General features: G+C 60.8%; 19 protein-coding genes and 3 pseudogenes. 10 read left to right on the forward strand and 12 right to left on the reverse strand.

Annotated features, from left to right (window positions below; all coding sequences use genetic code 11):
* The first annotated feature begins 181 nt into the window (after window positions 1–181).
* On the forward strand, window positions 182–547 hold the full coding sequence (locus tag RS901_RS14735; RefSeq protein ID WP_316149537.1) for a tetratricopeptide repeat protein: 366 nt from the start codon (window positions 182–184) through the stop codon (window positions 545–547).
* Between the two features lie 739 nt (window positions 548–1,286).
* Here RS901_RS14735 and RS901_RS14740 read toward each other — a convergent pair.
* Both RS901_RS14740 and RS901_RS14745 read right to left on the reverse strand, forming a co-directional pair.
* Window positions 1,287–2,645: an IS1182 family transposase gene (locus RS901_RS14740; RefSeq protein ID WP_316153348.1), complete on the reverse strand. Its 1,359-nt coding sequence runs from the start codon at window positions 2,643–2,645 to the stop codon at window positions 1,287–1,289.
* A 260-nt stretch (window positions 2,646–2,905) separates the two neighbouring features.
* The gene (locus tag RS901_RS14745) at window positions 2,906–3,349 is read right to left on the reverse strand and encodes a GNAT family N-acetyltransferase (RefSeq protein WP_316149540.1); all 444 of its coding nucleotides are present in this window, start codon (window positions 3,347–3,349) and stop codon (window positions 2,906–2,908) included.
* Between the two features lie 183 nt (window positions 3,350–3,532).
* Here RS901_RS14745 and RS901_RS14750 point away from each other — a divergent pair.
* Window positions 3,533–3,686: pseudogene (locus RS901_RS14750) on the forward strand (SDR family oxidoreductase); the annotation flags it as partial.
* 234 nt (window positions 3,687–3,920) lie between these two features.
* Here RS901_RS14750 and RS901_RS14755 read toward each other — a convergent pair.
* Window positions 3,921–4,124, reverse strand: a complete 204-nt coding sequence (locus RS901_RS14755) for a cold-shock protein (RefSeq protein ID WP_114132399.1) — start codon at window positions 4,122–4,124, stop codon at window positions 3,921–3,923.
* Between the two features lie 1,001 nt (window positions 4,125–5,125).
* Between RS901_RS14755 and RS901_RS14760 the strand changes: the two genes are divergently transcribed.
* Window positions 5,126–6,355, forward strand: a complete 1,230-nt coding sequence (locus RS901_RS14760) for an ISAzo13 family transposase (protein WP_316149395.1) — start codon at window positions 5,126–5,128, stop codon at window positions 6,353–6,355.
* Window positions 6,356–6,640: 285 nt separating this feature from the next.
* A complete protein-coding gene (locus tag RS901_RS14765) occupies window positions 6,641–7,084 on the forward strand; it encodes a GNAT family N-acetyltransferase (protein ID WP_316149543.1) in 444 nt (147 codons plus the stop codon).
* A 737-nt stretch (window positions 7,085–7,821) separates the two neighbouring features.
* Here the strand turns inward: RS901_RS14765 and RS901_RS14770 are convergent.
* On the reverse strand, window positions 7,822–8,145 hold the full coding sequence (locus RS901_RS14770) for a hypothetical protein (protein ID WP_316149545.1): 324 nt from the start codon (window positions 8,143–8,145) through the stop codon (window positions 7,822–7,824).
* Window positions 8,146–8,513: 368 nt separating this feature from the next.
* On the opposite strand from RS901_RS14770, the gene RS901_RS14775 reads away from it, so the two are divergent.
* Complete coding sequence (locus RS901_RS14775) at window positions 8,514–8,957, forward strand: hypothetical protein (protein WP_316149547.1); 444 nt, start codon at window positions 8,514–8,516, stop codon at window positions 8,955–8,957.
* Between the two features lie 424 nt (window positions 8,958–9,381).
* Here RS901_RS14775 and RS901_RS14780 read toward each other — a convergent pair whose 3' ends face one another.
* The 5 genes from RS901_RS14780 to RS901_RS14800 form a co-directional block, all read right to left on the reverse strand.
* Window positions 9,382–10,083: an alpha/beta hydrolase gene (locus tag RS901_RS14780; protein ID WP_316149548.1), complete on the reverse strand. Its 702-nt coding sequence runs from the start codon at window positions 10,081–10,083 to the stop codon at window positions 9,382–9,384.
* 18 nt (window positions 10,084–10,101) lie between these two features.
* Complete coding sequence (locus RS901_RS14785) at window positions 10,102–10,938, reverse strand: tetratricopeptide repeat protein (RefSeq protein WP_316149549.1); 837 nt, start codon at window positions 10,936–10,938, stop codon at window positions 10,102–10,104.
* A complete protein-coding gene (locus RS901_RS14790; RefSeq protein ID WP_316149550.1) occupies window positions 10,935–11,849 on the reverse strand; it encodes a Ku protein in 915 nt (304 codons plus the stop codon). The genes RS901_RS14785 and RS901_RS14790 overlap by 4 nt, the downstream gene beginning before the upstream one ends.
* Window positions 11,850–11,903: 54 nt before the next feature.
* Window positions 11,904–14,423, reverse strand: a complete 2,520-nt coding sequence (ligD, locus tag RS901_RS14795) for a DNA ligase D (RefSeq protein WP_316149551.1) — start codon at window positions 14,421–14,423, stop codon at window positions 11,904–11,906.
* A 334-nt stretch (window positions 14,424–14,757) separates the two neighbouring features.
* On the reverse strand, window positions 14,758–16,455 hold the full coding sequence (locus RS901_RS14800) for an IS1634 family transposase (protein WP_316149552.1): 1,698 nt from the start codon (window positions 16,453–16,455) through the stop codon (window positions 14,758–14,760).
* 460 nt (window positions 16,456–16,915) lie between these two features.
* On the opposite strand from RS901_RS14800, the gene RS901_RS14810 reads away from it, so the two are divergent.
* The 4 genes from RS901_RS14810 (at window position 16,916) to RS901_RS14825 (ending at window position 20,528) form a co-directional block, all read left to right on the forward strand.
* Window positions 16,916–18,232, forward strand: coding sequence for a cytochrome-c peroxidase (locus tag RS901_RS14810; protein WP_316149553.1), 1,317 nt, complete (start codon window positions 16,916–16,918; stop codon window positions 18,230–18,232).
* 534 nt (window positions 18,233–18,766) lie between these two features.
* Window positions 18,767–19,396: a cytochrome b/b6 domain-containing protein gene (locus RS901_RS14815; protein WP_316149554.1), complete on the forward strand. Its 630-nt coding sequence runs from the start codon at window positions 18,767–18,769 to the stop codon at window positions 19,394–19,396.
* A 21-nt stretch (window positions 19,397–19,417) separates the two neighbouring features.
* On the forward strand, window positions 19,418–20,191 hold the full coding sequence (locus RS901_RS14820; RefSeq protein ID WP_316149555.1) for a molybdopterin-dependent oxidoreductase: 774 nt from the start codon (window positions 19,418–19,420) through the stop codon (window positions 20,189–20,191).
* Between the two features lie 64 nt (window positions 20,192–20,255).
* On the forward strand, window positions 20,256–20,528 hold the full coding sequence (locus RS901_RS14825) for a pentapeptide MXKDX repeat protein (RefSeq protein ID WP_316149556.1): 273 nt from the start codon (window positions 20,256–20,258) through the stop codon (window positions 20,526–20,528).
* Between the two features lie 640 nt (window positions 20,529–21,168).
* On the opposite strand, the pseudogene RS901_RS14830 reads toward RS901_RS14825, so the two are convergent.
* From RS901_RS14830 to RS901_RS14840, 3 genes and pseudogenes are all read right to left on the reverse strand, one after another.
* A pseudogene (locus RS901_RS14830) lies at window positions 21,169–21,315 on the reverse strand (IS3 family transposase); the annotation flags it as partial.
* 21 nt (window positions 21,316–21,336) lie between these two features.
* Window positions 21,337–22,514 (reverse strand): IS3 family transposase gene (locus RS901_RS14835; RefSeq protein WP_316149557.1). Its coding sequence is split into 2 segments (ribosomal slippage): window positions 21,337–22,247 and window positions 22,247–22,514, totalling 1,179 coding nucleotides; the frame shifts between segments, so codons are not numbered across the junction.
* Window positions 22,515–22,569: 55 nt separating this feature from the next.
* Window positions 22,570–22,803 (reverse strand): hypothetical protein, encoded by a 234-nt coding sequence (locus tag RS901_RS14840; protein WP_316149558.1) that lies wholly within the window; start codon window positions 22,801–22,803, stop codon window positions 22,570–22,572.
* Window positions 22,804–23,265: 462 nt separating this feature from the next.
* Here RS901_RS14840 and RS901_RS14845 point away from each other — a divergent pair.
* Window positions 23,266–24,922 (forward strand): annotated as a pseudogene (locus tag RS901_RS14845) (phage integrase family protein).
* The last annotated feature ends 329 nt before the right edge of the window (window positions 24,923–25,251 follow it).

Below are 25,251 nucleotides of genomic sequence, written 5' to 3' on the forward strand. Positions count from 1 at the left end.
TGGTTGGTGTGAAGTCGCCAGCAATGGCCGTCATGCCGGTGGTGGCCCTCGCGTCGAGGTTCATGGTCGTACCATTTGCGCTCTCGCTGACGACGTTCTCTTCATTTGCTGAGAGGTTGAAGCGAACTCGCAGCAAGTTGTAGGTCCGGTGTACACGCGTCGGGCGTAGACGGAGGAAGTCATGGCCATGCCAAAGTTCTCGATAGCACCGCTGGAGGGACGACTCGCCGCTGGGCAGGACTCCGTTCTCCTCAGGGTTACGCTTGCACTCGCGTACCAGCAACAAGGAGAGTTGGCCGCTGCTGTTCCCCATCTGGTCAAAGCCACCGAGTTAGACCCGCACTATTCGGGCGCTTGGCGAGCCCTCGGAGTTCTCTATGTGGACCTCGGCCAGGATGCGAAGGCGCGTGTAGCGTTTCAGAAGGGAATTGAAGCCGCGAATGCCCACGGCGACAAACAGGCTGAAAAGGAAATGATTGTGCGTCTTCGACGTTTGGACCGGCATTCAGGCGCTGCTGACGGTCAGTCAGGGGTCGGCAAGACGTAGTCGTACGCGAGAACAGTCTGCCGGCCAGCGCGGTAGCAGCTGCGGGGCCGGAAAATGAGGGCGAATGTAGACCTTTGAGGTCGCGCGCGTAGCCGCGCTTCTGGCGCCCAGTTGCGATTTGTCACCAACAAGTATCTCGGCGGTTATTGGGAGGACCAGGGATACAACTGGTTTGGGGGCTCCTGATGGCCGTGCGGCCCTCGCGGTAGGACCGAGTATCGTCTGGATTGCGACAGTGTGACGGTCGCACCTGGTGGCCTCGTCGTTGAATGCGTGGAAATACCGCGCCTGCTGGCTCTCAGTTGGGCGCCCGAGATTGTGTCATTTGATGCTTGGGGCCAATGCCACCGGTACAACGTTGGCCCCGTGGCAGGCAGTCGTACGCCCGCGACGCAAATTTTCTCATTCGCTTAGGGCGTCAGCATCGCCCTAACGCGCTGCCAAAAGCACCGCCCACGCGAGATACAGGAGGCCTACCGCTAAAAGGCCGGCTGCCAGAGCCCAGTAATAGCGGGCCCCATGGTGGGGCGGGTGCGAATGAAAATAGTGAACTATGGGTTTCATCGGTACTACCTAGGAGTCCGTCGGACTTGAGCCCGGGCGAATCCGAATGATCGGTGCGACGAGATTTTTGGACGGCAATCGCGCTGATCGAACGCTCTTGATGGTTGACGAGGCACTGTGATGGCACATTGGAGCGCCTTAGGGGCTCGGCTTTGGGTAGTCGAGGCGCACTTTGCTATCCAACCGCTCGCAGAACGTGCATGCGCTTGATGTTCCAGGCCATGGTCACAAGACTCCATTCGCCTTGCGCCTTGTCCAGCCCGCGCATGCTCATCTGGCGCCAACCCATTACCCGTTTGATGATGCCGAACACCGGCTCCACCGTCTGCTTGCGCAAGCTGTAGAGGGCGCGCCCGGCTTGTGTGCCCAGTCGGTGCGCCATCTGCACAACCGGGTCCGTGGTCTGGGGCTGCGGCACATCGGGGGCAAAGCGCTCCAGCACAGGGGCATGATGCGGCTCCCGCCTTAGCGCCAGCAGCGGCTCGATCCCTGCATCGTGGCACGCGATCACGTTGGCCTGACTGAAGAAGCCGTTGTCCGTGATCAGCGTGCGCACCTCGCCCAGCACCGCAGGCAACGCCGCGATCTGCTCCAGCGTGGGCACGACTTCGCGCTTGTCGTTGCACGCCTGGCTCACGTGCTGGGTGACCACCATCATCGTCTCTGTGTCTACCCCGGCTTGCGCGTTGTAGCTTTGTTCGAAGCCACCCCCCGAGACGGGCATGATGCGTGACTCTTCATCCGTGAGGTTCACCTGATCGCCATCCTTGGGCCCCGCCTCTGGTGGCTCGGGATCCTTGCCGCGCGGCTTCTTGCCAGCGTCCCGCTGAGACTTGCGCTTAGCCGTCTTGGCCTCGTACTCCTGCTGTTCGAGTTGATGACGCTCGGCGGCGCGCTGCTCGATCTTTGCCTTGGCCAGCGCCATCGCGCTCAAGCGGTCTTCGCGTCGAGCGATCTCCGCCGGCACGTCCATGCCATCCGGGATGGCTGCGCGGTCGCTGTTCTCGGCCAGCGCAAGCAGGGCCTGCACTTCCTGTCGTAACTGCGCCTCGATCTTTTGGGCATGACCCCACGACAGGGCGCGGTGCTTGCTCGCGTTCGCGTCGATCTTGGTGCCGTCCAGCGCAATGTGCCCGAGCTTGAGCAGTTTCATCTCGCGCGCCAGCACCAGCACCTGCACAAACAGCGCCTCCACCTCCTTCAGGAATCGACGCCGGAACGTCGCCAGCGTGTCGTGATCCGGGTGGGTGTTGGCTGCCACATAGCGGAAGGCCACCGAGTCGTAGGTCGCGCGTTCGAGCTTGCGGCTCGAGTGCACGCCATTGGCATAGCCGTAGATCAGCAAGCCCAGCAACACGGCGGGATGGTGCGCCGCCGAACCCCGGCCCGCGTATTGGCGTGTCAGTTCGCTCAGATCGAGCTGCTCGATGACTTCGACTACGAAGCGCGCCAAGTGATCATCGGGCAGCCATTCGTCCACTGAGGGCGGCAACAGGTACGCGGTATCTCGGTCTACGGGAACGAAGCGGCTCATCGGGTAGGTCTTTGGTTGTGCGCCAGCGATTATCTCGGACAACGTCATCTTGCGGAAGACTGCAAAGCCCGACAAACTCCTAGGGCAAGTTGCCGCGCTGAATTGGGCTTTTTTAGATTAGTCCTTTCTCTGCCATTCGCCGACGCAAAGTGCATGCCAGAGGCGCACGTGGCCATTAATCTCACCCACGCTCTGGCTGCTGGGCCGCAGAATGTTCCCCTCCGCGCTGGTAGCGTCGGCCTGTGTGAACAGTGACCGGGCTATCTCAATTCGCAATGCATGCACAGTGCTGAGGTTGGTGTGGCGCCTTGAAACTCCGACGACGCTCTAGCGTCCGAGGGCGCCTTGTCGGCAGGAATGAGCGAAAAGCCCCACCGCGCGAAATAGGCGGGAGCCGACTCCGACAGCAATACTGCATGTCGCACATCGGTGCCGCGTGCACGCATCAGGAGGGCGTCGACAAGGCGAGTAGCGACACCTCTATCCCGAGAGGCGGGTTCAACGGCTACCGAGCGGATGACGATGGATTCGCCATGACGCTCTGCCGCTGCGCAGCCAATGATGCGACTGTCGCTATGCGCGACGTGGAAGCTGTCAATAATCTCCGCTACGCCATCTGTGGTTAGGCGGCATTGTTCGAGCAATGCGGCTATTTGAGGCAAATCGGCTAGGGAGGCCAAACGGAGGTGAAGGTACGGCGGCATGATGCTGTCTCTTGCTAGTGCTCGACGTGGCTCCACGAAGCCCGCGACACATCTTATATGTTGCTCACAATCACGACGAATCTCTCCGCGCAATCGCGTGGGGCGGCATGCTACCGCTTGAAATCGTTCCTGGCAACGGTGTGCGGCCACTTCGTCGCTAAAAATTTGCGACGAAATGTATCTGAAATTCTGGACACCTTAATCCTTCCGAATATTCCTGATGGCCGTCTCGCAGAGGCCAAAGGAAGTCGCGGCGCTGCTCATCTACCCTTGTTCCAAGGAAGCCGCTTTCCTGACCGGCGGGAACATTGCCATCAACGGTGGGCAGCATCTTTAGTAAGCTGGATTGCCCGTGCCCAGACAGTGCGGCACAACCCTGTTTGGGGTCGCAGTCGCGCCGCAGCGTGGCCAAAAAGAATCGCCGCAAATTCTTGAGTAAAAAGAACGCTGGACAGAGCCACCGGCTGTTCCCAAGGTCTAGTGGGAAGCGGGGGAAGAGGAGAGCCGGAAACAACAAAGCCCTTCGCAGTGACGAAGGGCCTTTATTTTTGGACTACTGGGCCGCGAGCGCCTATAGCTTGCGAATCTTTGATGCCTGTGGGCCTTTCTGGCCTTGCGTGACTTCGAACTCTACTTTCGCGCCATCATCGAGCGACTTGAATCCGTTACCTTGGATTTCCGAGTGATGCGCGAACAGGTCTTTGCCGCCGTCATCCGGCGTGATGAAGCCATAGCCCTTCTCGCTGTTAAACCACTTCACGGTACCTGTTGCCATCTCATCCTCGAAGCCAAAAGCATGCAAAGCCGCATGCAAGGAAAGTAGTCAAGACGCTGAAGCTCCGGCGCAGGCTTCGCTGCCGGCAGCTTTTTGTATCCTTAGCATATCGTGCCATCGCCCTTCCGCCAAGCGCTCCCTCGCTAGGGTTTACCTTCGGCGATGGGAGGCTCCTCGGGGATGAGCCTGGATGCGTCTGCCATCAACCGCAGCCCCTGTGCCCGGATGCGCAGTTGAGTGAGCGCCGAAACTTCGAAAACACCAGGACATGGGCCTAGCTTTCTTATGCCCCGCGACACGCGCCGAAATATGAAATCAATCTCGCTCTCTGGAAAGTCGCCAAGGTCGCGGTATGCCGCTCGCATTCTGTCCAGGTAGTATTCCCGTTCGGCCTCGGCTAGCGCAACGACGCTAGCCAGCAGGGACCGGGCGTGCCATTGCAGCCAGCGTTGTCTCCACGGCTTGTAGTTCTCATCCACCAATTGCCCCCTGCAGACCGCGCCAATCTCCACGCTTGAAGTCACGAAGGACTTTGAATGCCGATGCGTGTGTAGCGCGCCATGAAAACCATCATAATGTGAGATGTATACTACGCTAGCAAGAATACAGCCCGCACCAAAGGGGGGTAGCATAAGTCCTGCTTGTACGTGGAATAGACGATTGAGCAGATTCGTTAGGCGGTCCCACCCCTTTTTCACGCACAGCCACGGCGAGCACTCGAAGCAGCCCGACACGCCCGTCGAATTCCCCTATGCCGGCGCACCCAAGCAGACCGCGCTTGTCGCGGCCCAGTGGACGCGATGTTCCTCCGTCAGCGGCGATGCGTCCGTCCAAGGAAACGGGCAAGGTCACGGCCGTCCAAACGAGTATGTGTCATAACATGATGGGGCAACCTGCGGCCCTCATGCCGGACATGACGCAGGCGATGGAGCCTGGAAGGCTCGGGAGGACCCTAGCAAAAATAACTTGAACAGTTGTCCTCGCGTCTATACGATGCGCACATGGATATCAGCGAGGCAGTCGAAGCGAAGTTTCGGGCCCTGCAGGCGCGCCTTGATGAGGCGACGTTGCGCCTATGGGCCGCCGCCGAAGCGCGCAGCCTGGGGCGTGGGGGCGTGAGTCTGGTGGCCAAAGCGATAGGCATCTCGCGCACCACGATCTATGCGGGACTGGCCGAACTCGAAGCGGCCGGTGGAGCGACGCGGGACATGACGGCCAAGCGCATTCGTGCCCCGGGAGGCGGGCGCAAGAGGCTAACTGAGCTCGATGCGAGGTTGTTGGAGCACCTGGATGCACTGGTGGAGCCGACCAGCCGGGGTGACCCGATGTCAGCACTACGATGGACGTGCAAGAGCACCACCCGTCTGGCCGAAGAGCTCAACCGGCTGGGGCATCGCGTGAGTCAGCGCACGATCTGCGATCTGCTGACGCAGACGGGCTACAGCTTGCAATCGGTGCGCAAGACACGCGAAGGCGCGCAGCACCCCGACCGCGACGCGCAGTTCCACTACATCGCCGACAAGGTGGCGCAGTATCAGCGCCAGCGTCAGCCGGTCATCTCGGTGGACACGAAAAAGAAGGAGCTGATCGGCGATTTCAAGAACGCTGGCCGCGAATGGCAGCCCAAGGGCCAACCCGAGCAGGCGCGTGTGCACGATTTCATCGACGATGAACTGGGCAAGGTTGCCCCGTATGGCGTCTATGATGTGACGGCCAACGAGGGCTGGGTCAGCGTGGGCATCAACCACGACACCGCCGAGTTCGCGGTTCAAAGCATCCGTCGCTGGTGGCTGGAGATGGGCCGTCCGTTGTATCCGAAAGCCAGGCGACTGCTGGTCACCGCCGACTGCGGTGGCAGCAACGGGTATCGTGTGCGGCTGTGGCGGGTGCAGTTGCAGCGACTGGCCGACGAACTCGGTTTCGCTGTGCAGGTGTGCCACTTTCCGCCGGGTACGAGCAAGTGGAACAAGATCGAGCATCGCCTGTTCTGCCATATCACGAACAACTGGCGCGGCCGACCGCTGTTGACGCGTCAGGTGGTAGTGAACCTCATCGGCAGCGTGAGTACCGCTGAAGGGCTGAAAGTGCGTGCGGAACTGGACGAGAACATGTACGACGCAGGTATCAAGGTCAGCGACGCCGAACTCGCTGCCGTGGCCATTGAGCGCGACGAATTTCATGGCGAGTGGAACTACCGCATCAAACCTCGAACATCTCGTCGCAAGACGTAATTGTTCAAGTTATTTTTGCTAGGATCCTAAGGCTGCCACTACTGGCGCGTGAATGAATACTCGTCTAGCTTGTGATGGAACCATGACTTTACATGGATGATTTAAATATTATTTATATCAGAGTTAAGTGGATTGGGTTTGGACTGGCGTTGGGCACGAGGCGAAGCGTAGCGCAGGCGGAGATTGCGTTTGAAGTGATTGGAACTCATTCAGTTAGCCGATGGCATGCCTCGTACTCTTGCGACATACTGCCTCAAAGTGTTGCATGTGTAGGATAAAAAAAGAATGATAAAAGATGTGCGAATTCGCGCAGCCGGGTCGGCAGACGTGGAGGCAATCTCGCAGGTGCTCCATTCCTGCGGTTTGCCCGGCAGCAATATAGACCCCTCGTCCCGCCTCTACAGCCTGGCCGTGCTAGGTGAGAAGGTAATAGGCTGCGCCAGCGGCGAAATGCATGGCGAGACGGTCATCGTCCATGCCGCTGCGGTTCTCGACGAGTACCGGGGCCACCAGATCGCCACGCATCTTGTGAGGGCCATCCTGATGCGCGCCCGCGCCAGCGGCTGCACCAGGGCTGCAGTGCTCACGGCCGAGCATCCCGCGTTCTTTGCCCGCTTCGGGTTCACGCTCACCGCGTTGGACGACATGCCGCAGGAGATGCAGCTATCGAAGGAATTCCTTCGGCGCTTTGGTGCAAGGACGCATTACATGTGCCGTCGTCTCGACTGATGTCCGTAGCGACTAACGAGCATCGTGATGCTGATAGCAGCAGCACTGCTTTTTGCCTTGGTCCTTCGTGCGCTGTACCTGCATCTGCAGGTGGCGCACGCAGAGTTGATTCGCCGTGACACGAAGGGTCCGCTTAGCTACGAGGTGCGGCGGCGTGTTTATATGGAGGTACTTCCCCTGCATGTTTCGGAGTACCCCGGGCCCAGGGAGGTGCGCACCCGTGTTCTTCCGCTTACTGGTGTGGTGCTGTGGCGCAGACCATTAAGCATCGCCCTCCCCACCGAATCTTGTGCGCGCCTTGAGGATGTCTCTGCTAGGGAATTTGATGGCCGCTTTCCCCCGTGCTTGCAGCTGGGCCCATCTCGGGGACGGTAGCAGAGTATGAACGCAACATGGTCGCAACCTCGGCCATTCGGACTACCTCAATTGGGGTACGGCGCAATTGGGAGAGCCTACCCAGAGCGGTGAAATCGGAGCCACGCCGGGCGGTCCGGCGATACCACCGTTGTGGGCCTGGTCGCCGTGCTCCCAGAGTTTTGAGAGCAGGGAATCGCTTCGCATCTCGTGCGCGCCATCCTAGTGAAAGCGTATCCTGCGGTTCCCGCGTAGTCAGGCGCGGCCAACCCATGCTTGCCGGGGGACGGCAAGCTGGTGGCAAAGGTTTCTCCCATCTTTTGGAGGGACGCTGCGTCCGGCGCCGTCCGAGTCAGGACGCGCCCGCGTTGGTGCCAACCTTTCTAATTTTCGTAGTAGTCGTACCAACGATGCCATTCGCGATGGCGCTCGCGCCATTGACGTTCCCGCCAGCGTCGTTCGCGCCACTGCTGCTCCCGCCAAGCACGAGCCTGCCAGTCATCGTAGTAATACCCATAGCCGGGTGTAACCGCAACCGGCCGAGGTTCGACGATTACAGGAGCCGGCTCATAGTAGACCGGTGGAGGAACGACCACAGCTGGCCCGGGGATGCCGATACCAATGCCTACATCAACGCGCGCCTCGGCAACGTTGGAAGCGAGTCCCACAACTCCGGCCAGAAGCCACAGTGCTGCGACCTTCCGCATCGCTTACTCCTTGTCCTCTTACAAATACTCTAGGCAAGGGTGTTTCGATGGTGTATTAGCGGATTCGCACGGCGGTTACTTTTTGTAACGCGATATGGAAGCGCACGCTGTCCCGCCGAACGGAGAGCTCGGTCGACAACGTTCACTGACGAGCTTTCTCGCGGGACTGGATTCGAAGAACTTCCGAAATGATGTTGAACAGGGCTGCACGTGGAGGCGCGCCCGGCTGCGCTGGCAACTTATGTTTGGCAGTTGCAAACCTTACGGATTGTCACGACTTGTGGGTCAACGCGGACGCCAACCGTACCGTTTTTCCGGTAAGCAAGGCGCATTGCCGAGCTGCTAAATATTTCCCAGGAGTTCACGTCATGAAGAAGCTGTTCGCTGCTCTCGCCTCCGCAGCCCTCGTCGGTACCGTTTTCGCGCAGACTGGTGTGCCAGCTTCCGCGACTCAGCCGCAGGGCGATGCGGGGAAAGACCAGGCAAAGGTCGTCAAGGAGAAGGGCGCCACGCAGGCAAAGGCCGACAAGAACAAGAAGAGTGCCGGCGCGCAGGGCGATGAAGTAAAGGCTCAGGCCAGCGCCAACAAGGAGAAGGCAGACGTAAAGGCTAATGCCAGTAAGCCCGCCGCCAAGGGCACCCACCACAATGCGAGCAAGACGAAGGCCACCCATACAGAGGCTGGTATGGCGAAGACTGACGCAAAGAATGATTCCGACAAGGCGAAGGCCAAGGCGGATGTGGCGAAGCACGAGGCGCAGCCCGAAGCCGCGAAGGCCGCACCCAGCATGGATAAGACGAAGAAGCAGTAAGCTGCTCCCGTCGAGCGAACAGGAGGTCGGTTGCCAAGGCGAAAGCCATTGCAACGATGCTCGAGTGCAGGAGCCTTGTGGAGAGTGCCAGTTGGCTGGAACGCCTGGCCTCTCCGCACTTGTTCAAGATGAGGGAAGCGCCATGAAAGCCTTTCTCGCATTGCTAATTGCCACATCTACGCTGCTCGGCGGTTGCGTCGTGGTGCCGTACGATGGCGGGTACTATGGCGGTGGATACCATGGACCGTACGGGTACTGGGGCAGCCGGCACCACGGTTACCATAGACATCATGGAGACGACGACTAACGCGGAATTTGACGCTTTCGTTGCAACCGAAACTCTAGCCATTCAGTTTCGACATCCGATAAAACGACGTCGGGCGGCTGCACGTGGCGCCAAGGAAAAGTAAGAATTTGCCCTGTGTCAGGCAAGGATGGCGTGACAGATGACGTTTCCGAGGCGGTCGACTAGCCTCGGCTGTGCTCGCAAGGCCATGCCAAGAGCGTGGTCTGTATTTGGGATGTCGACAATTTCCGTGTGTTCGGCGCGTCTGTCGTTCGCAACGAGCAGCTCACCGATGATGGCCGGAACGACGGTGTCTTCAGTAGCGTGGACCACCGTTAAGCGGCCAGGAAATGACGCTATCCGTTCGAAGACAACTGAGCGCCGCCAGCTTTGCGCCGTGCGGAGTATCTTGGTGAAGGCTGGTCCGAAGGGAACCGCGAACGCGGCCGAATCGTAGGCGGCGCCGACCAGTGTGACAAGTCGCCCGATGCGATTGTTAGGGGCGGCGGCAATGCGCACGGCGATTTCGGCGCTGATGCCGATGACAGCGCGCGGCTTCGCTTCATCAAGATACTGCAACGCTGCAATTGCTTCATCGTAGCGCTTACTCAGGGAATCGGGCGTTCGCGCTGAACTCTCGCCGTGCCCGGAGAAATCCACTGCGAGGGTCCCAAGTCCATGGCTAGCTAAATTTTGACGGAGCACAAGCCAGTGGGACCGTTCGCTCGTGGCTGCGCCGCCATGCAGCACAAGGCAACTGGCGCGGCCCTCCACCTCGAGGCGGTCGGCGGCCAACACTTCGACACCGGTGTCAATTGCGAATGGTTTCAGGGCATACATGGTCCTCACATCCATCCGCTACGGGCAGAGTCGGCGGTACGCGTTGTAGTGTCGCAAAGCAGTTTGGTTGTCGCCGCGCAATTCACTCAGCCGAGCCAAGTTGTAATGCGCGTCGGCGTAGTCTGGTTCTAATTCCAGGCATTTGCTGTAGCTGCTTGCAGCGTCCTCCTGGCGAGAAAGTTCCTCTAATACGACAGCTCGGTTGAAGTGAAGCAGGCTATGGGCGGGAAAGTGTTCCAGAGCTTTGTCGAATACTGTCAACGCCTCCGTATGCCGGCCGCTCTCAACCAGCAGGACCCCCAAGTTTGTGTAAGCCGCGTAGTGCGGCACGGTCAACAATTCCAGGGCCTTCCAGTATGCATGTTCTGAGCCTTGTGGGTCGGACACAGCCAGTTGCTCGGCTAGTGCAAACCATTCCTCTCCCTGACCCCGACTCGCTGAACTTGCCGGCGCGCTGTCAAGAAACGTCACAGCACCTCGAAGCGGGGCCACCTCGAAGTCAAGTAACAATTGTCCGGAATCGGCTTCCCACTGGTCAGGACCAGACCGCACGGTAATCGTGTTGCCGACCGCTGAGACACGAATTCCCGTCAGCGGCAAGTCCTCGGGCAGCTTTGCTTGCAAACTGGCCAAGGAGCGAACAATCTTGCGCGAAGGGATATTTGCGGCTTGAAGTTGATATGCTGTACGCAGCAGCACAACGTCTTGAAACGTGAAGCGGAGTTCGTTCCGGCGACCACGTGTAGGGCTCACGAAGCCGGCCTCAATCAGACCAGCCAACACGCTACGGGATACGCCGAGCAAAGACTGGAGACTGCGCAGCGAGTAGTGATGCTCGGAAATGTGGTCTGTCACTTCCGAGCTCGTACTCGCGAGGGTGCTTCAGTGACTTTCTCCGCGCGCTTCACGCCCTTGCGCTCCTTCGTGGTGAGGTCCGCGACGTCCTCAGTAGACGCTTTGGCCTTGGCCGCTGGCGGCTTTGCTTTCCTGCCACCCTTAGCCAGGCTTGCTCGCAGCGCTTCCATAAGGTCAATAACTTGGCCGCTGGTCGACACCTCGACCTGCTCGGGCGAAACAATCTGTTTGCCTGCAATCTTCGCGTCTATGGCCTGAAGGATGCGCTTCTTCTCTTCGTCTTCATATTGTGTTGGGTCGTAGCTATCCTCTGCGGCCTGGTCGATAATTTGTAGTGCTAGTTTCAATTCGGCGTCGGAAACCTCAACCTGTTCAATGTGCAGGTCTTTCATCGACCGAACTTCGTCAGCGAACAGCAACTGCTGAAACACCAAGCCGTCCTCTGCCGGACGAATCTGCACCATATGCGTCTTGCCTTTTGACGCCCACTTTGCCAGCGCGCAGCGGCCGCTCTTGCGCATGGCTTCTCTCAGCAGGTTGTACGGCTTGCCGCCTCGCTTGTCGGGCGCTACGAAATACGCCTTGTCGTAGTACAGCGGGTCGACAGTCCTTTCCGGGATGAAGGCCACAATATCGACGACATGGCTTGCGCTATCCTCCAGAGCCTTAAGTTCCTCAGGCGCAAACAAGACGTAGCGGTCTTTCTCGAATTCATAGCCCTTCTGCAAATCAGAGCGTTCCACCACTTGGCCGCTTTTCTCCGAGATGTATTGTTGCTTGGCGCGGGAACCGTCCTTGCACATGTAGTTGAACCTGACGGCGCTCTCACTCTCCGTGGCGGTGTATAGCTTGACCGGTATGGAAACCAAGCCGAAGGAAAGCGACAACGATGCGATGGAACGGGCCGGCATACTATCCTCCACGCCTCGAGACTGTTGACTGAGGCAAGCGCACGTGCGCTATGGTTAGCTTAGCCGCTTCAGTGCCGTCGTCAATGACTGCCGCGTCGACCAATACTCATGCCACGGGTCCTCGGTCTGGAAGCTGAGGTACTCGCGTGCTGTCGTGACTGTCCACTGCGCGCCACTTCTGAGCGACATCAGTTGCTCCCACGATACTGGCATTGACACCCCCATGCCTGGACGAGCCCGCGCCGAGAACGCCGCGACGGTCGTCTGGCCAAAGCCGTTGCGAAGATAATCGACGAACACTTTTCCCTTACGGTGCGCTGGCCCCGCCATTGCGGAAAACCGCTGGGGGATAGTCTTGCTGATGTGCTGGACGAAGGCTCGAGAGAAACCCTTCACGGTGCCGTAATCGAGCCTTGGCGTCAGCGGGATGACGACGTGCAAGCCTTTGCCACCGCTGGTCTTCAACCAAGCCTTGAGCCCGAGTTCGGTCAGTAACGTGTGAACAAGGAGTGCCGCCTCCTGCATGTGCTGCCACTTCAGGTCTTCGCCCGGGTCAAGGTCGAAGATGACCCTGTCGGGCTTGTCGAGGAGCCGCACCGACGAATTCCAGGTATGGAACTCCATGACGTTCATTTGTGCTGCCGACACAAGTGCATCAAGGGTGTCGACTGATAGCAAGGCGGGGTGCCCAGGCCACAGGCTCGGGTCGTGTACTTTGAGCCGCGGCATCTTGCTCTCAGGGTGCTTCTGGAAGAACAGTTCTTCGGTGATGCCATTGGGCGCGCGCAGCATCGATAATGGGCGGTCCGTCAGGTGGGGCAGCATCCAGTCGGCTACGCTTTCGTAGTAGCGAACCAGGTCGAGTTTGGTCAGCCCGGTTGACGGGTCGATTACCCGGTCCGGATTGGTGACCTTTACGGAGTGTGGTGCAGGTATTGAAGTTAATGTCCTGGCGGCCTCGCGGCCGATGTCGCTTGCTGGCTTGTCCGCGCGCAATCCTTTGAACGAGGCTTGTCGGATGTGACCGTCAGGCGTCCACTCGGCGAAGGCAACCTCCGCTACCAGCAACGGCTGGACCCAATGCTCGCTGCCCGCAGTGCGCTCGGACCAGCGCCCCGGTTTGACTGCATAGGTCTCAAATGGTGAAAAAGGCACTTCCAACGCTGCCAGTTGGACTCTCAATGCTCGGCCGGTCTTGGCATCCCACCCTGTGCCGACGCTGCCGGCAGAACGGAGCTTGCCATCTACGTGGTAGCCCAGCAGAAGGCTACCGACCTCCTGGGGCGCAGCGCTTCGGTCGGTGAAGCCGCAGACGGCGAACTCCTGGCGAAGGATGCACTTTGCCTTTAGCCAGGTCTGAGTCCTGCTCGAAACGTACGGCGCGTCACGCCGTTTGAACATCAGGCCCTCTAACCCCAATTCGCATGCGGCCTTGAATACTTGGGTCGGCGGCGCATCGAAATGCTCGCTGATTCGAATTCGCTCGCCGGGCGCTCCGACGAGTTGTGCCAGCCGGGCTCGGCGGGAGCTCAGTGGCACCTTGCGCAAGTCTTTCCCGTCCAGGTAGATAAGGTCAAAGAGAAAGTAGACGATGCTCTCGCCCTGAGCCGCGTCGATGGCATTCTGCAAAGCGTTGAAATCTGGAAGGCCATCCTTGAGGACAACGATTTCACCGTCGAGCCAGGCGCTCGAAGCTCTCAGGTCTTTCAACTCAACTGCAAGGCTTTTGAACTTGCTTGTCCAATCGTGTCCGCCTCGAGTGAAGAGCCTGACGCTGCCGGCGTCTATCCGCGTAAGAAGGCGGTACCCGTCGAACTTCGTCTCGACAATCCAGCCGTCTCCCTTGGGTAGGGACGCCGCTTGGGTAGCGAGTTGCGGCTCGAGTTCCGTAGGCAGCTCAGCGGTCACTCCAAAGGTGAGGTCAATTGCCGCTTCCTCGCCGAGGGAAGAATCGGGACTAGTCTTAGGCTCGCGTTCCTCGATTAGACCTAGGGGCTTGTCGACGACACTGTCCGGAAGGGCTTTGATGACGTCGTACTCGGCAAGGGGCTGCGCCCACTCATCCCGCTTCTTGAAAAGCATCCACTGGTCTTGCTTGTCGTCGGGTTTCGATATGCGCACTAGTTCCCAGCGGCCAGCGAGCTTTTCTCCGTGCAGCTGGAAAACGAGCTTTCCGGCTTGAATCCCTTCGTGAGGGTCGCCGACAGGCTCCCAGGTGCCGTGGTCCCACACAATGACTGTCCCGGCTCCGTACTGCTTCGGGGGAATAATGCCTTGGAAACCTGCGTACTCAATGGGATGGTCTTCGACATGGATGGCCATCCGTTTCTCCTGAGGGTCGTAACACGGCCCCTTGGGGACGGCCCAACTTAGCAGCACCCCATCGAGTTCGAGTCGAAAGTCGTAGTGCAGCCGCCCGGCCCAGTGCTTTTGCACAACGAACGACAAGTGTTGGCCTGCGGCTGAAGGACCGCCGGCGTGAGGCGTGGGCTCGGGCGTGACATTAAAGTCACGCTTCTTCCGGTACTTGGACAGCGGCAGGCGCGTCCGGTCAGAGTTGGCGACCATAGCCATAGTCTATGGCGTGTCCAGCCGGGAAGCCAAAGCAGCGGCGCGGCGTTTGCGGTGGCGCAACATATACCCCTGTGAGGGCAGGCAAGGCTGCGGCTGATCGCGTTTGCCGTCTAGTGGCGGTAGCGCCGTGGCACTTCACGGAGTTCGGCTTCGGGCGGGCGCCTCATAATAGCGTGCGCGCACCCTGTTCGTTGACAGCTTCAGTCGCGCTGCGGGGAGAGCTATGCAGGCGCTCGAACCACAGGAAAAGGAGAACCGCTAGCGGTACTTTCGCAAAGCAAGGGGCCGGATCGACGGCTCTTGGCCGTCAATCGTTGCTGAATGGGCGTCGACGTCATACATGAAATAATGTTGGTTCCCACCTCTGCAGCTCGAAGATCTTCACGGCGCGGCGCTGCTCGGCCGTGAGCTCCGGCGCCAGCATCGCCGTTGGCCGTCGTCCCGCTGCCCCGGTCTTCGTCCTCACCAACGTCACCTTGATCTCGGCCAGTCCTTCCATCATGCGACGGGCCGAAGCGTCGGCCCGCAGGGCAATCTTCGCCAAGCTCACGAGCATCAGGCCGAGCACGGTCGCGAAGGTGTGCAGGCGCAGCGATCCGTCGGCCCACTGGTGTGATGGCCCCCACGGAACCACGCCGCCTTTCTTCGTTCTGCGGAACAACTCCTCGACGTTCCACTGCCCTCGGAACGCGTAGACGATGCGCCCTGTACTCCAGGTGTGCCGATCCGTACACAGCACCCGCCTGCCCAGTCGCGTTCGCTCCAGCTCGCGGCGCAATGCGGCATCGACGTGCCATTGCAAGGTCGGTGCCGCTTCGGTTCCGGCGATGGTGGTCACGACGAAGCTCGACAGGTGTTCCCGAGTCAGCGCCTTCTTGACCCGCAGCTCCAGCCGGCTGCGCGTGATGCGACCCTTTTGGACCAACCCCTCCAGCGTGCGCAGTTCCTCCTTCGCCTTGCGCAGTGCCACCGCGATCCCGCGTTTTTGACCCTCGAGCAGCTCCTGGCTCTCCACCACCACGAGCGTGCGGTCCAACTCGCCGACGGTGGTTCGAACCCGCGCTGCCCGCACTTCGCTGAGCTTGCCCGACAGCGGCTTCATCGCACCGCGCTGCGCCGCCATCTGCAGCGCCTCTTGCGCGGCCTTGTGCCCCAGCGGCAACGAGATGAGGCTGTAGTAGCCGGCGGCATCGAGATCGAGTTCCAGTTGCGGGCTCCAGAACCCGCCGTCCCGTACCACCGTGCGCTGCGCCGGCTGCTTGCGACCCTCACCGCTGTCGAGCGCCTCATGCAACTGCGCCAACCCAGCCAGGCACGCCGCGAGCACCGCCTGGTCCGAGCCGTTGCCGGGATACGTCCGATACAACAGCGGCACATGACCCGTCTCGCTGACCAGAAGGCCAAGCCCGACCACACGCAGGTCCTTTCTCTTGCTCTTGGCGTGTCCTCGCCGGGCCAGATCGCCGGGCGTCTGTGTGTCGATGTGGGTATCGAAGTTCGTGGTATCGAATGCGAGCACGTCCGCGGACAGCTCGAAGCGGGCGATGGCGGCCTTCGCGATGGCCACCTGCGCCTGCTCCAACTGCTCATCGGTCACCTGCTGCGCGACACGATGGAAGGCCTGGCCGGTGAACGCTGAGCCCGGCAAACACGACAGGCGCGGCAGACTCCCGTCGAGAAACTCACCCAGCTCACACTTGGGTCCCGGTGTACACGCGCGCTGAATCGCCACGGCCACCGCCAACTCGCCCACGGACGGGCCGCCTTTGGCGCCAACCCCTGCGCACGCCCGATCAATCTGCCCGATCAGGTCCAATTGCTCGGCCACCCAGATCAACGCCCCGACGTCGCCGACCCCGCGCGTGCCCACCGTTTGGGTCGCACTCAGATCCGCGACTCGCGGCGGCTCGGCCGGTCCCAGCACGACCTGGCGTGCGACGGATCGTCCCCGCTCGGCATCCCACACGGACTGCGCCGCGATGCGGTAGCGATGGCCGTTGACCGTTCGTTCGAAAATGTGCATTTCTTTCATGTAGCATCTTCGAACCAAAGAATCAACCGAAATCCAATACCTACGCCACATTCCGCCTCGGTGCCGCCCCGGAACAACATCAAGTTTGCGAAAGTCCGGCTAGCGCGCCACCCACCGATGAAGCCAGGGGCATCGACGGGTCGGATGCCAGAGAAGGTATCGGTGAGAGAGCGTGCGATAGTGACCGTGGGATTGGCGAACGATGTCGAAGCCGTAAACCAGTAGGCCGCCGTGATATAGCCGCCGGCTGCCACCGCCGCCTTGCCACGTCCAGAACGACCGTGAGCAAGCCGAACGATGCCACACCACGTCGCTCCACCATTTGCGATGGGCCGGTCCGCACGTGCCACGCATGAAAATCGCGAAGTTGACGCGCGGGTCCCGAAGCTGCGGCGCACTGCTTGCACTTGCCATAGCCAATGCTTACCCGAGCGGTTGATGGCGCAGTGCTGTCGGTTCGATGACGGGCGCACTCGCCGCTGTGGTCGTGGTGCTGGCGTCGCTGTCGTTGCTCACTGGCGTCGGACGCGCTGACGGCGCCACGGACCGCCACGACACGTGGTCGAAGGAAGAATGGGGCGTCCTATCCTCGATGAGCCTGTATAAGCTCCCTGCGCCGCCGCCCGACCCGTCCAACGCCGTGGCAGACAAGCCAGAAGCAGTCGCGCTCGGCAAGCGGCTGTTCGCGGATGCACGCCTATCTCGCAACGGGGCGGTGTCGTGCGCCAGCTGCCATGCACCCGACCGCCAGTTCCAGGACGGCCTGCCCGTCGGAAGGGGCGTCGGAGTCGGAAAGCGCCGTACCATGCCAGTCGCAGCGACAGCGTACAGCCCTTTCCTGTTCTGGGATGGCCGCAAAGACAGCCAGTGGTCGCAAGCCTTGGGTCCGTTGGAGGATGGCGTCGAGCACGGCGGCAACCGCGTCCAGTTCGCCCGAGTCGTGCGCGCGCACTACCGGCGGGAATATGAGTCCCTGTTCGGCGCCGTCCCAAACCTGCAGGGCCTGCCGGCCGACGCGAGCCCGCTTGGCAGCGCTGACGAAAGAGAGGCCTGGTCTCGGCTGACGAACGCGCAACGCGATGCCGTCAATCGCGTCTTCGCCAACCTCGGGAAGGCGATTGCGGCCTACGAGCGGACCGTGAGCTACGGCGACTCCCGCTTCGACCGGTATGTTGACGCGGTTCTCAAAGGTGACCACGGGGGCCAGCAAACGCTGTCTGCCCAGGAGGTCAAAGGCCTTCGCCTATTCATCGGCAAGGCTCAATGCGCGACGTGCCACAACGGCCCGCTCCTGACCGACCAGGCCTTCCACAACACCGGCATCCCACCCAGAGAGTCCGCACGCCCAGACCGTGGCCGCGCGTCCGCCACAGCCAAGGTTCTGGCGGATGAGTTCAACTGCCTGAGCCGCTACAGCGACGCGCCCCCGCAAGCGTGCCAGGAATTGAGCTTCATGGCGACCGGCGAACCGGGCATGGAAGGCGCCTTTAAGACCCCGAGCTTGCGCAACGTGGCCCTACGAGCTCCGTACATGCACGCAGGCCAGCTTGCGAACCTGGACGAGGTAGTGACGCACTACGTGCGTTCGCCGGCAGCGGCGGTTGGTCATTCCGAACTGGCACATGGCGGCCAGGGACACACTGAGCGCAAGCCCATCCGCTTGACGGAAGAGGAGACGCGGGACGTTGTCTCGTTCCTGAGCAGTCTATCGGGGCCCATCGTGGAGCGCCCGTCTCGACCTTATGATCACGGCTCCGAGCAAGTCTCAGGCCGGTAAGCGCGTCATTGTAGTTGGTGGGGCGGTCGTGCGAGACCTGGCCAACAATCCTAGGCTCGCTAATGGCGGCTTCCGTCCCCTGGCTTTGGTCGCGTGCAGGTGCGGCTAGTTACTATCGAACTCTGAGTTGGCGCAGAGACAGGAGCTGTTTGGATGGGCTCCTTGGCGGACGAGTACCGTCCTCGGGCGGGCCGAGGCTTCAGGTTTGGGACCGCCAATACGTCGGTTCTGCTTTCTCCGATTGGGGTTGGCGTCCTCGGTCGATACATCGAAAGCACGGCCAGCCGGAGCGAAGGCCTACTTTGCCTCCTCCGGGATTTGCTCCTATCGTGAATGCGCGTGTCGCTCTTATTTTAAAACGCTGAACTGGCGTGGATTTCCTGAGCTGACAAGTGGCGTTTGGCGCATTTGCCAGCAGCCTAACAAGGGTGACAGGGCAAGAATGAGTTGACCTTGTAAGGTCTGGGCGTCTGGGACGACGAACGTGGTGAAGCAGGCGGTCACCGATGTGCCGCCTGCCGTCGGAGAAAGCAAGTGAACAATGCCCACCATGTGCCGCCCGATAAGTTGGCGCTGCACGGCCAGTCCATCCAGCCCGCATGGGTTCGCATCACGCACTGGCTGAATGTCATCGCGGTGCTCATCATGATGCTTAGCGGCTGGCGCATCTACAACGCATCGCCGCTGTTCGGCTTCCACTTTCCCAATGCAATCACCTTGGGCGGCTGGCTTGCCGGGGGCCTGCAGTGGCATTTTGCTGCGATGTGGCTCCTTGTCGCCAATGGCTTGTTCTATTTGGTGATGAATATCGTCACGGGCCGTTTCCGGCGACGCTTCTTCCCGCTTTCCGTACCAGCGGCGCTGCGTGACATTGCAGCAGCCATGCGAGGCAAGCTCACGCACCCCAATCTGGCCGAATACAACGCTGCCCAGAAGCTTTTCTACGTGGGGGTGGTGGTGATAATTGTGCTGACAGTGCTGTCTGGCCTTGCCATCTGGAAGTCGGTTCAATTTCCCTTGCTACGTGTATTGATGGGAGGCTATGACGCTGCGCGTTGGGTGCACTTCATCGGCATGAGCGCGATTGCGCTCTTCCTTGTCATTCATGTGGTGATGGTGTTGCTGGTACCACGCACCCTCATCATCATGCTGCGCGGACGCTAGGTCTCGATGGGGAGAATGGTCATGAGCAAAGCTGAGAAAATCGTCAGGCTCGACCGCAAGCTGATATTGCACGATGCAACTCGCGAGCTGAGCATGCCATCTCGCCGACTGTTCGGAAAGCGTGCCATTACGCTTGGTGGCTTGCTACTGCTGACGGGCTGCAGCATTACCGACAAACCGTCGGTTGAGTCCTTTCTAATGGCAGTTTCGCGCTTCAATGATCGCGTGCAAGGCTGGCTGTTCGACCCTAACCGGCTGGCGCCGACCTATCCCGAGTCAAGGCTGACGCGGCCGTTTCCTTTCAATGCCTACTACGGCCTCGCTGATGTACCAGAGGTAGATGCCAATGCGTTTCAACTGGAAGTCGGTGGCTTGGTCTCGCGCAGGACGGCATGGACCCTCGAAGAACTCTACGCGTTACCGCAGACGGCGCAGGTGACTCGCCATATTTGTGTCGAGGGGTGGAGTGCCATCGGCAAGTGGGGCGGTACGCGCTTCTCTGATTTTCTCCAGCGCGTCGGTGCCGATACCACTGCAAAATACGTGGGCTTTCTCTGCGCCGATGACTACTACACCAGCATCGACATGCCCACTGCGCTGCATCCACAGACCTTGCTTACTTTCACCTACGATGGCGAACGCCTGCCGCCGAAGTATGGGTTTCCGATGAAGCTGCGCATGCCCACCAAGCTTGGGTACAAGAACCCGAAGCACATTGTCGCGATTTACGTCACAAACAAGTATCCCGGCGGTTACTGGGAGGACCAGGGATACAACTGGTTTGGGGGCTCCTGACCCCCCAAAACCTGACCGGCAAGTCTGCCGGCTTCTCCCTACCAATCCAATCAAGGAGCACAACATGAACAAACGCCTGGTTTTGCTGCTTTCCTCCGCGGTGTTGCTTGCCAGCCATGCATGGGCACAGGACGCGATGAAGAAGGACGAGATGGGCAAGGGCGCCATGGGTGCCAGCGGCAGCATGGCGAAAGAGTCCATGGGGAAGGACGACATGGACATGAAAAAGGAAAAAATGAGCAAGAGTCACGCCAAGAAGCCTCACGAAAAGAAGGAAGGCATGAGCAAGGATGCGATGGGAAAGGATTCCATGGGGAAGGACGCCACGAAGCCATAGTAGGTCGTGCGCACGCTGCCTACCCGTCGACTAGTGCGGGAAAGGAGGCCTCATCTTCCGTTGGCCGACAGGTGAGGCTTCTTGTGGCGACCACGGCTTGCGACATGCCACTCGTACCGAAGTAGGGGTACAGCAGGGCACAGCAGACGGCAACGGCTCTTGGCCTCTACCGCTTCCTGAAAGTCATTGGGTGCGTTCGCGCGAGAGACTGTAGGGCGCACCCGACCTCTCAGTAATGCTACTCCGGTCAGTTGGGCTTGCTGGCATCGGTGCTTCTTCAGACTTACAGCTTGACGCCCAATATAGCGGCCGGCATGGCATTGTTTAGTGCGTTGTGAGCAATGCTCCGTGGCTCCGCAGCGCGCCTGGCTGCCCGCTCCGGCTAATGAACTTGCGAGCGAGCTACTACAAGGCAATTTGCATCAGCGTCCCGACATCGGCTGGGGGACGGTTGAGTTCCTGCGAGTGCATTACGGCAGGCGGCAGGTCAGAAAGGTTGATTGGCGCGAAGCCGAGGCGCGCGAAGTAGCCGGATGCTGTCTTGGTCTGCAACACTATTGATGCGACCCCTTGCAGCCGGACGTCTGCCACGATTGCGGAAAGCAGAAGCTCGCCGAGACCTGCAGACCTTGTGTGGTGGTCAAGTTATTTCGGACAGGCAGATAGGTTTTTTCACTGTCGATTTCGCCTCGTGAGCAGTGGGCGACAGATACCCCAGGGTTGAGTGCAAGCGCACCGGGTTATAGAAGCCAACGATGTACTGGGTGATGTCGCGTCGCGCCTCGTCGTGATTGGCGTATTGTGGTGGTCAAGTTATTTCGGACAGGCAGATAGGTTTTTTCACTGTCGATTTCGCCTCGTGAGCAGTGGGCGACAGATACCCCAGGGTTGAGTGCAAGCGCACCGGGTTATAGAAGCCAACGATGTACTGGGTGATGTCGCGTCGCGCCTCGTCGTGATTGGCGTATTGGCGCTGCCACACGCGCTCCATCTTCAGGTTCAGGAAGAACCGCTCCATCACCGCATTGTCCCAACAATTTCCCTTGCGGCTCATGCTGCAAACCACGTGATGCTGCCTGAGCAAGGCCTGGTATTCATCGCTTGCGTACTGGCTCCCCCGGTCCGAATGCAGGACCAGTCCCGGCGCTGGCCGGCGGTGCTGCAGGGCCAAAGTCAGCGCCGACATGACCAGGCCGGCTGGCATGGTGGGCGCCATTGACCAGCCCACCACCTTTCGTGAATACAGGTCCAGCACCACCGCCAGATACAACCAGCCCTGGGCCGTCCGGACATACGTTATGTCTGAAACCCAGGCGCGGTTGGGCTCTGCCACGTCGAACTGCCGGTCCAGCACGTTCGCTGCCACAGGCAGCGTGTGCCGGCTGTCAGTCGTTGAGACGAACTTGCGCTTCCAGCTCGCGCGCAAGCCCGCTTCGTACATCAGCGTACGCACCCGGTAGCGGCCAATGCGTACCCCCTGCTGCCGCAGCGCATGCATCACGCGTCGACTACCGTAGCTCGCGCCGCTAGCCACGAACGCTGCATTGACGTGCGTCTGTTCCTGCAAGCCCTTCGTGTTCGGCTTGGCACCGCGGTGCGCGTAGTAGCCGGAGCGGCTGACCTGCAATACCCGGCAAGCACTACTGACCGATACGGCCTCCTGTTGCAAGTGAGCCACCATGCGGTAGCTCACTTCAGTTCCCGTGCAAAGAAGGCCGACGCTTTTTTTAACAGCGTGTTGTCCTCGCGCAGTTGCCGATTTTCCGCCTCTAGTTGCCGGATGCGCTGCTGTTCCGCCGTCAGCGGCTTGCCCACGCCAGGACCGCCTGCGCACTCCGCGTCGTACTGCGCTATCCAGCGCCGAACGGCGGTCTCACCAAGCTCCATCGACCGGCAAACCTCGCTGACCGATAATCCCTGGTCTCGGATCATCCGTACCACTTCCAGCTTGAAGCTGGCATCAAACTGTCGCCGCCTTCTTGTCATCTACTTTTTTCCTCGTCGATTCCGGATTGTCCTCCTATCGACCTGTCCGAGGAAATTAGACCACTGCACTTGCGCGCTGCGCAACAGCCAGTCCTCGAAGAAGTCCTGTTTCCCCATAGCGTTCCACGCCGGCACATCCGAGAAGCCCGGCATTGTCGCGGACCATGATGTAATGGGTGATATGTTCGCGTACTCCCTCGACGCAAAGTGAGGAAGCACGCAGGAGGGCCTCAACCTCAGGCCAATCCTTCTCAGTCGCATAGCGGGGACGCATGACATATTCCTTCATGCAAAGTTCGTCCCGTCATCCTACTTTTGCCAGGATGCTTCCGCCCGTAGGGATTCTTCTTAAGTAGATTTGCTATCTCCCGGAAGCAGTCTGGCTGGCATGTCGGGAAGACAACATTTTTGCTCTTCAGGGAGTTCTTTTGCGATTGCATGCGAGCGCGAAGTCTCATGCATGCGCCAGCTGATAGCCTGGCATGCGAGAGGCCGCCCCACTTGATCCCGCAAGGCCTTTGTCCAGCGCTTGATGCGTGCACGCAGCCGTCCCTGTGCAGCTCTTTCTATCGGCATGTCATTGACGCGGCTGATCGCTGTGCCCGGCAAGACATAGCCGTGCTGTATCAGGGCCACAGAAGACGCGGTCTTTGTCGCGATCCGCTGCCGATAACGAGGTCAACGACGTCCAGGCAATAGCCACGCCGCCCGTTCGTGTCCACCGTCTGGTTTGCGGGCGCGCAATGAGGCAATGGGGGGATGCCCCGATGCGGCGTCGCTCACCGCGCTGCGCGCCTGGTACGCAGGGTTGCCGGCACGCGACGCCGTGACGCGCTACCTGGGCGAGCGCCAGGCCAGGGGCCAGTCCGCCCGCGGCGCGTTGGGCCGCATCCGGCGGCAACTGGTTGCGTTTACGCGCTCCCGGCAGCGGGAGGACCTCGCCGCGGCGTTCGAACACAGGGCGGCCGAAAGGGCTGCGCGGGCGAAGATTGCCGGCCACGCGATCGAGACGCTGCGTCGCCTGCCGCCGCCCCAGCCGCAGATCACCGACGATGTTGCCCGGTGGCTGCCCCGTCGGGTCGTGCAGGCGCTGCGCGCACACGGCATCGACACGCTGGCGGCGCTGACCGTGCGCGTGCCGCGCCGGCGCCGCTGGTGGGCGGCCGTGCCCGGTCTGGGCCCGGCCAGCGCGCGACAGATCGAAGCCTTCTTTGCCGCGCACCCGCCACTCACGGAACGCGCCCGCGCCCTGATTGCCGCAGACGACCGCCGGGTGATCGTGCCCTGGGAGGACTTGCGCCTGCCTCATGAAGTCGACGGCTCGCAAGGGCAGTTCCGTGCACTGCGGCAGACCTGCACGCTCAATGCCGACAACGACTACGCGGCCATCCAGGCCTGGCTGGGGCTGCACGAGTCGCCCGCCACGCAGCGGGCCTACCGCAAGGAGGCGGAGCGTCTGATCCTGTGGGCGATCGTCGAGCGCGAGCGGCCGCTCTCATCGCTGACCTCCGAGGACGCGATTGCCTATCGCACTTTCCTGCGCCGGCCGACGCCGCACCAGCGCTGGGTTAGACCGCCGCGGCCGCGCACGTCGCCCGAGTGGCGTCCGTTCGCGCAAGGCCTGTCGGCACGCTCAACGGCCTATGCGCTATCAGTGCTCGGCGCGATGTTCCGCTGGCTGATCCCAGCAGCGCTACGTGCTGGCGAACCCCTTCGCCGGCATCAAGGTGCGCGGCAGCGCGCGGGCCGCGCCATTGGACACGTCCCACGCATTCACGGAGGGCGAATGGCTGCTGATCCGCACCCTGGCCAATGGGCTCGAATGGTCCTATGGCTGAGAGCAGCCAGCCGCCCAGCGTTTGCGGTTTGTGCTCGACTTCGCTTACGCCACGGGCCTACGCGCCAGTGAGCTGGTCGGCGCCACACTCGGGGGCATCGAAATCGATCCCCACGGCGACCACTGGCTCCACCTAGTGGGCAAGGGCGCCAAGGCGGGCAAGGTGGCGCTGCCTCCGCTGGCACGCACCGCCCTCGATCGGTATCTGGTGGAGCGCGGCCTGCCGGTCACGCCGGCGCGCTGGAACCCGAACACGCCCCTGATTGGTGGCCTGGGTCAGGACTCGGCGAACGGCATCACTGGCACGCGGCTGTGGGGTGTGCTGCGGCGGTTCTTCACTCAAATCGCGGACTTGATCCAGGCCGATAGCCCGGCGGCAGCGGAGAAGCTGCGACAGGCCAGCCCCCACTGGATGCGGCACACCCATGCCACGCATGCGCTGGCGCGGGGCGCGGAACTAACGACGGTACGGGACAACCTACGGCACGCCTCCATTTCGACCACCTCGATCTACCTGCACGGCGATGAGGTCAAGCGGGCGCGGCAGATTGCCGCCGCCTTCGCTTCCTGAGGATTCGGCGTACCGCTCGGGCAGACAAGGGGCCGGCGATAGGCTACGTGGTGACATCATCGCAGGCTCGGGGCGCTGACACTTTTATCTTGCGTCAGCCAACCTATTGATCAAGAAGGGAATTCTTCGGCGGCGTTGGTTCGAACGGAGGGAAGTGACACTTTTACCTTCGACGAACTGCCGTCTTTCGTGCATCAGGACGGCAAGCGGCCCGCCCAGGATCGATACCGGTATTCGGCGTTGCCATTACCCTTGACGTTGCGACAGCGCTGCTGGCGATTGCCCTACTCAAGCCGGCCCGTCGGCGTTACCTGCGTTAATGCACGGTT

It is taken from the genome of Cupriavidus sp. BIC8F (assembly GCF_032465815.1).
GTDB lineage: Bacteria > Pseudomonadota > Gammaproteobacteria > Burkholderiales > Burkholderiaceae > Cupriavidus > Cupriavidus necator.